Consider the following 6,399-nt stretch of genomic DNA (forward strand, 5'->3'; position numbering starts at 1 on the left):
CCGGGGAATTGGACAATATTTTAACTGAACTGGCGGATTTTTATGAGGGAGAGGTTAATAAAATAATGGACAACCTTCCTTCTATTATAGAGCCTTTGATCATTTTAGTTTTGGGTTGCGCGGTTGGAGGAATGGCCGTGGCGATTATTATGCCCATGTATTCTTTGGGTTCGGCCATTTAGCCGGAATAATTTTTGGCGACAGATTAAATTAACGAAATTTTTAAATGAATCAATGTATTTTTGAAAAAAGGCGGGGTTTTTCTTTGTTTGAAGTTTTGGCGATTTTAAGCATTATTATTCTTCTCTCGACCATCTCCATCCCTTATTTGAGGAAATACCAGCCCAATTTAAAACTTAACGCCGCGGCCCGTGGTTTAACCGCTGATTTGCGTTACGCCCAGCAGATGACTGTTACCGAGCAAGTTGTTTATTTAGTTGATTTTGATTTGGATAGCGACAGCTACCAGATTTTAAAAACTGGCGCGGCTACTTCTACCGTTAAGGCGGTTGAATTTGATAATGATGTAAGCTTTCAGCAAATTATTGATTTGCCGGATAACCAGGCAATTTTTAACTTTTACGGCGGCGTGAGCGAAGCCGGCCAGATTATTTTAGTCAATACTAACGGCAGAACCGCCACGATCAATGTTAAGCCGTCAGGATATGTGCAATTGGAGGAATAAATTTTTTGAATCGGATTCCCGCAATTTATAATTCGCCATAAATTATGAGTTTTAAAAAATTATTAAAACAACAAAAAGGCCTTTCTTTAATTGAAATTATGGTGGCTTTCAGTATTTTGGTTGTGGCCTTTATCGGTTTAGTCCAGGCGTTTCCTTTTGGTTTGTCCATAAACAAAGAGGCGGAAAATAATACTGTGGCCTCGTATTTGGCCCAGGAAAAAATTGAGGAGTTAACTTCTCTTGGCTATAGCGGCATAACTGCCGGGACGATTGAAGCTAAGCACCGGTTATCCGCGGATCCGGAAAATTATTTATATAATTACCAGAGAGAGACGATTGTGAGCTATGTTGACGGCAGTTTGAGCGAAGTTGAGCAGGATTTGGGGATGAAAAAAATTTCCGTTGCCATTTATTATATAAACGCTATATTTAAAACAGAAAAAAGTTATAATATTGCCACTCTCATAAGTAAAAAATAATCGTTTTGCCCTGCGCCGTTATCAAAGGCTTGGCAGAATGCGTTTTTGAAAAAAGAATTTTTATTTTCACTTTTAGTCCGAAGAGAACGGAGAATTTAAATAATTCAGATAATTAATTTCAGAGAATATGGACAAAAGAGCCAAAAACAAGCTTCAAAACGGCTTCACTATACTGGAAATATTAGTAAGCATTTCCTTGTTTACTTTTGCCATTATTTTGGTCAATTCAATGTATTCTTTGTCCCAGAGATCTTATAATAAGGGGGCTGCCAAAGGAGAATTGGCCCAAAACGCCAGGGTTTGCCTTGATCGAATGACTAGAGAATTGCGCCAGTCGGTTGATATAATCACCGCTTTGCCGGAAACCGCAGTTGACCCCCTAAATCCTCCGGCGGGAGAAATCTTTTTTCAAGACGGACACAATGCCGATCGCATAACTTATCTGCGTTATTATTTGAACGGCACCGATTTAAAAAGGTCTTATATTGTTTACTATTTTTCCAGCGAGCCAGATATATATGTTGTCTATAATAGCGTTGACCAAAACGGCTATCCGCCGGAAGAATTAATTGTCGAGGATCGGGTGGTTGGAGAATATTTTAACGGATTGCAATTTTGGGGAAGCGGGGGGTTAATTTATATTTCTTTGGATTTGGCGAAAAACCAAGATTCTTTCAATATAAACACCAGCGTTTTTAAGAGAAATTAATTATGTCTACGAATTACGAATACTTTACGAATACACGAATTCCCATTAAGACATTATCTTGTATTTGTAGATTTATGCTAACTCATAGTTCATAAGGAATAAATTTGGAATTTGGGTGAAATTATGAAACCGCAAGAGCTATATTTACTTAAGGAGGAAGAAATGAAAAATATATTTGAAACTGGAAAAAATAATAAAGGCGTCGCTTTGTTGATAACGATTTTGTTAATGTCCTTAATTTTGTTTTTGTCTTTTTATTTTCTAAATTTTTCTTTGACGGAAAAAAGGATTTCCAGAAGCCAGGCCTGGGGAGCAAAGACTTATTATTTGGCCGAAGCCGGAATCTCCGAAATGATTTGGCGTTTGAAAAATAATGACGAGTATAAAAACAACTTTGAAACTAATCCCAATTGGACCGCCGACTTTACCCGAGAAGATCCTTTTGGGGCCGGCAGCGGCTCTTATACCGTAACTATCTCAAATTCAAATTATGCTCATGGCGAAATCGTTTCCGTTGGCGCGATTGACATAGGCGATGGCAAAATCAGCCAGAGAATTATCAGAACCAGTGTTTATAAAGCCATGGGCCAGAGCGGGATAGAAGACAGCGCCGGCTATGCTGACGGAAATATTGACATCTCGGCCAGCATAGTAAATTTTTACAATGGCAGCGCCCATTCAAATAATAATTTTACTCTCAACGCGGGCAGCATCATTTTTGTGGACTCGGATCTCAAAGCCGTAAACAACTATCTCAAATCCTGGACATCAACTGCTGACATCAGGGGCGATATTTATGCCCACAACTATCCTCCGGCAGCCGGGCAAATCGCCATGCCCGCCGTTGATTTTGATTCCGATTCTCCCAATTCCTATAAAAATAAAGCTGATGTTGTTTATAGCCAAGCCGAGTTTGAGAATTTAATAAAAAATAACCAGAATTTGGTTCTAAATGACCCGATTACTTATGTTAACGGCGATGTTGAATTGCGCGGCGGCCAGAATTTAACAGTTAACGGCTTATTGGCAGTGGGCAGGGATTTTATTGTCGGGGACCGTTTTTGCCTAGGCTTGCGTTGCGGTTGGAGTTCTTTGACGGTTAATCACAGCGAAGGGCAGGCTGCCGGGATTTTAGCCAAAAGAAAGGTGTATTTCAAGCTTTGGACCGGCAATGTAGACATTAATGGAGTTGTTTATGCCAATAATTTATTAGATATTTTAAGCTTTCCCCTTGGCTTCAGTTTTGATGTTGTCGGCGGTTTAATCAGCCGAAAATTAACCATTACCAGCAGTTGGGAGCCGATAAATATAACCTTTAACAATGATTATTTGGTAGACGCGCTTGGAGATGCGGATTTTTCTCCAGTTATTACGATTGAACATTGGGAGGAAGAATATTAAGAAAATCAAGATTTAAGAATGAAAAATTTTTTTTGTTATGGTATAATATTAAGAAGGATTGCAGTTTGCAATTGGCAATTTGGGAGCAATAACGAAAAGGTTAGCATGGCATCTAAATTACTAATTACTAATCAATGTTATTTTTAAAAAATTCAAATTATCCCCTGGGTTTAGATATTTCCGATTTATCTTTAAAATTGGTTCAACTTGATAAAGCCGGGGGAAAAATAAAAATTCAGGCCTTGGGCAAAATTAATGTCCCCGAAGGTTTAATTGTGGAGGGAGAAATAAAAAAACAAGAGGAAGTGGCGGATCTTATAAGAAAATTGATAAATAAGCCGAGGTATGGGAAGGCGAGTTCAGACGTGGTTGTGGCTTGCCTGCCCGAAACCAAAACTTTTGTCAAATTAATAGAGGTGGAGAAAACCCCGAATGATTTAGCGGATGTGATTGAAACGGAAATAGAAAAGCACGTGCCCCTATCGATTGATGAAATTTATTACGACTGGCAGATAATAGAAGAGCAGGAGAATGTTCAGCTGGTTTTAATCGGAGCGGCTCCTAAAAAAATCGTTAACCAATATACCGATTTATTGGACAAGGCCAAGCTGTCAGTTGAAGCTTTGGAAATTGAGCCCGTGTCTTTGTGCCGCAGCCTATTAGCCGAGGAGTCTCTCGGTTTTAAAGGCGAGTTTAACAAAAATTACGCTATTATTGATATCGGGGCAATGCGGACAAGCTTGGTGGTTTACGCCCGGAATTCAATTCTTTTTACGGTGAGCGTGCCGATTTCCGGCGAGAAAATAACGAAAGATATTTCTGCCAGTTTAGATATTAAAAAAGACCAGGCCGAAAAAGCTAAAATAATCTGCGGATTAGATGAAACTAAGGCCGGCGGAATAATAAACAAAGTTTTGGCCGGAACGATTAATGATTTAAATGGAAGAATTAAAGAAGTTTTGGAATTTTACGGCAGCCATTTTCCCCAGTATGGGCCGATAAGCGAAATAGTGCTTTGCGGCGGCGGAGCCAACATAAAAAATATAGACAAAATAATCAGCGATTTTTTTTCTATAAAAGTGATTAAGGGCGATGCCTTGGTTAACTTGGGCGGAGCCAGAGACAATTTTTTGAAATTACTTTCCGAGACTTATAGCCTGGATGCAGGGCTGCCCGAAGGAAAGAACAAGGGCGGAGGCGGGAATTTGTCTATTACCCAGGATTCAAGTTCAACTTTTGCCACCGCCATTGGCCTGGCCTTGCGGAGCATATTTATTGACAGAGTATGATACCCTACAAATTACGGATACCTTACGAATATACGAATTTTATTAAAACAAGTTTATCCAGTATTCGTGCATTCGCGCTAATTCGTAATTCGTAGTAATTACAATCCGGCGAACGAAATTATCTTCTTAATTTAATTTCGGTCAAATAAATCACGAGATGTAAGTTTCTAGAATATGTTAACCCTTAACCTGGTTTCCCAGGAACTAAAACAAGAAATAAAACTAAGGCATGTATATAGCCTGCTCAAAAGGGCTGATTATATTCTTATTATAATCACGATTTTTATTGCTGTTATTATGCTGGTGGCGAGGGTAATTTTACAGAATAATTTTAATAGAATAGTGGAAGAAACGACCCTTATTATCAGGGAGAGCCAGGGGCAAAATTCCAAGATTCGGGAAATAAATACCCGCCTGTCTTTTGTGGAAAAAATTCAGGATGATTTTATTCCTTGGTCATTCCTCTTTAAGGATTTGGGCGACCACACCAATAATGATATTAATTTTTCCTTAATAAAATTGAGCCAGGAGAAAAAAGAGATAGAATTAAAGGGGATGGCCAAAACGCGCGATAGTTTGCTGGCGCTCAGGGATGGTCTTGAAAAATCGGCTATTTTTTATGACCTGGATTTTCCCATGAGAAATATTTTAGAAAAAAATAATATTGATTTTGAGATAAAAGCGAAGTTAAATTTGGAAAATATCGGGGAAAGATAAAAAATTAAAAAATTATGGAGATTAAGAATTTGGTAAAATTAGATTTGAAGAAGAGAATAATTATAAGCCTCGTCGTATTTTTTGTATTTATTTTTTCCATCATTTATTTCATTATTTTGCCCTCGATAAAAGATATAAGAAATATGAAAACCGAGATTGAATTGCAGCGGTTGGATTTGGAAAGAAGATATATAAAAGGCCAAAGTTTGAGGACGACAATGGAAAAATTGGAGCGGGCGGAGGAAAAAATTCATATTTTAGACCAGGTTTTTATCGGGCAGGATTGCGGGTTAGAGTTCGTTACGGCCCTTGAAGGGGCAGCCGGCAATACCGGTACAACCCAGAAAATAAATTTATTGTCTTCGGCCGAAGTTGCTAATGGATTTTATAAAATGGTCCCTCTTCAGCTTTCCTCCGGAGGGGTAATCGGTCGGCAGATGAATTATCTTGCAAGTTTGGAAACCCTTGATTATTATATAAACATTAAATCTTTGGAATTATCTTCCGGTTCGCCCCCCAAGCAAGATGGGGAGCCGGAAAGCGGTTCCTATGTAAATTTATTTGTTGCGGCCGATACTTATTGGCGTGATAGCAGCGATTAATTTTTCCCCAATTTTTATGTTTAAACTCTTAAAAATTTCTATCAGCAGAATGTTCCTGTATTTTTATTCTTTGATAGTCATCATCGGTCTTGTTGTTTTGGCTTGCGTTTCCTTATTTTTGTATAAAAATTTTTATCAAACAATTACCAGCTCCGAAGAAATACTGGTCCTGCGCCGGGAAGTGGCGATAGAAGATATAGACATGGGTAAATTTGAAGAAATTATAAAAAAAATAGAAGAAAAAACCGAACCTAAGCCGGTTGGACATTTTATCAATTTTCGCTAGCATTTGATTAAAAAAATAAAAACATAGAATGGTTTATAAACTACCCTATGTTTTTTTGATTATTAAAAATTAGCCGTTAATTTTTTAATGTAATGGCCCAGGTCTAATTTTTTTATTTTTTTTTGGCTCTTTGCCCCGATTTTGCCTAAAAATTCAGGATGTTTCATTACCCACCTCATCTGGTGCATTAAATCGCCTTCATTTCCGGCTTTAAACAAAATTCCGCCCAAT

9 protein-coding genes are annotated in these 6,399 nt (G+C 38.1%); all 9 read left to right on the top strand.

Annotation, left to right across the window (positions count from 1 at the left end; all coding sequences use genetic code 11):
• Window positions 1–182: type II secretion system F family protein (locus PHQ42_04885; GenBank protein ID MDD5072036.1), on the top strand; the 182-nt coding region annotated here is incomplete at its 5' end.
• 44 nt (window positions 183–226) lie between these two features.
• Window positions 227–685, top strand: a complete 459-nt coding sequence (locus tag PHQ42_04890; GenBank protein MDD5072037.1) for a GspH/FimT family protein — start codon at window positions 227–229, stop codon at window positions 683–685.
• A 44-nt stretch (window positions 686–729) separates the two neighbouring features.
• Complete coding sequence (locus PHQ42_04895; GenBank protein MDD5072038.1) at window positions 730–1,164, top strand: prepilin-type N-terminal cleavage/methylation domain-containing protein; 435 nt, start codon at window positions 730–732, stop codon at window positions 1,162–1,164.
• Between the two features lie 127 nt (window positions 1,165–1,291).
• On the top strand, window positions 1,292–1,873 hold the full coding sequence (locus PHQ42_04900) for a hypothetical protein (GenBank protein ID MDD5072039.1): 582 nt from the start codon (window positions 1,292–1,294) through the stop codon (window positions 1,871–1,873).
• A 123-nt stretch (window positions 1,874–1,996) separates the two neighbouring features.
• Entirely contained in the window at window positions 1,997–3,274 is a 1,278-nt protein-coding gene (locus PHQ42_04905) for a hypothetical protein (protein ID MDD5072040.1), read from the top strand.
• Between the two features lie 134 nt (window positions 3,275–3,408).
• Window positions 3,409–4,563 carry a type IV pilus assembly protein PilM gene (pilM, locus tag PHQ42_04910; protein ID MDD5072041.1) on the top strand — a complete coding sequence of 385 codons (1,155 nt, stop codon included), beginning with the start codon at window positions 3,409–3,411 and terminating at the stop codon, window positions 4,561–4,563.
• 174 nt (window positions 4,564–4,737) lie between these two features.
• The gene (locus tag PHQ42_04915; protein MDD5072042.1) at window positions 4,738–5,280 is read left to right on the top strand and encodes a hypothetical protein; all 543 of its coding nucleotides are present in this window, start codon (window positions 4,738–4,740) and stop codon (window positions 5,278–5,280) included.
• Between the two features lie 14 nt (window positions 5,281–5,294).
• Window positions 5,295–5,882, top strand: a complete 588-nt coding sequence (locus PHQ42_04920; protein MDD5072043.1) for a hypothetical protein — start codon at window positions 5,295–5,297, stop codon at window positions 5,880–5,882.
• 16 nt (window positions 5,883–5,898) lie between these two features.
• The gene (locus tag PHQ42_04925) at window positions 5,899–6,168 is read left to right on the top strand and encodes a hypothetical protein (GenBank protein ID MDD5072044.1); all 270 of its coding nucleotides are present in this window, start codon (window positions 5,899–5,901) and stop codon (window positions 6,166–6,168) included.
• Window positions 6,169–6,399 lie beyond the last annotated feature (231 nt).

Source organism: Patescibacteria group bacterium (assembly GCA_028711655.1).
Lineage (GTDB): Bacteria > Patescibacteriota > Patescibacteriia > Patescibacteriales > JAQTRU01 > JAQTRU01.

Bases quoted from the DNA above. Each gene is read 5' to 3' on its own strand.
- PHQ42_04900 (MDD5072039.1), top strand. From the start codon at position 1,292: ATGGACAAAAGAGCCAAAAACAAGCTTCAAAACGGCTTCACTATACTG.
- PHQ42_04905 (MDD5072040.1), top strand. From the start codon at position 1,997: ATGAAACCGCAAGAGCTATATTTACTTAAGGAGGAAGAAATGAAAAAT.
- PHQ42_04920 (MDD5072043.1), top strand. From the start codon at position 5,295: ATGGAGATTAAGAATTTGGTAAAATTAGATTTGAAGAAGAGAATAATT.
- PHQ42_04925 (MDD5072044.1), top strand. From the start codon at position 5,899: ATGTTTAAACTCTTAAAAATTTCTATCAGCAGAATGTTCCTGTATTTT.
- PHQ42_04895 (MDD5072038.1), top strand. From the start codon at position 730: ATGAGTTTTAAAAAATTATTAAAACAACAAAAAGGCCTTTCTTTAATT.
- PHQ42_04915 (MDD5072042.1), top strand. From the start codon at position 4,738: ATGTTAACCCTTAACCTGGTTTCCCAGGAACTAAAACAAGAAATAAAA.
- pilM (MDD5072041.1), top strand. From the start codon at position 3,409: ATGTTATTTTTAAAAAATTCAAATTATCCCCTGGGTTTAGATATTTCC.
- PHQ42_04890 (MDD5072037.1), top strand. From the start codon at position 227: ATGAATCAATGTATTTTTGAAAAAAGGCGGGGTTTTTCTTTGTTTGAA.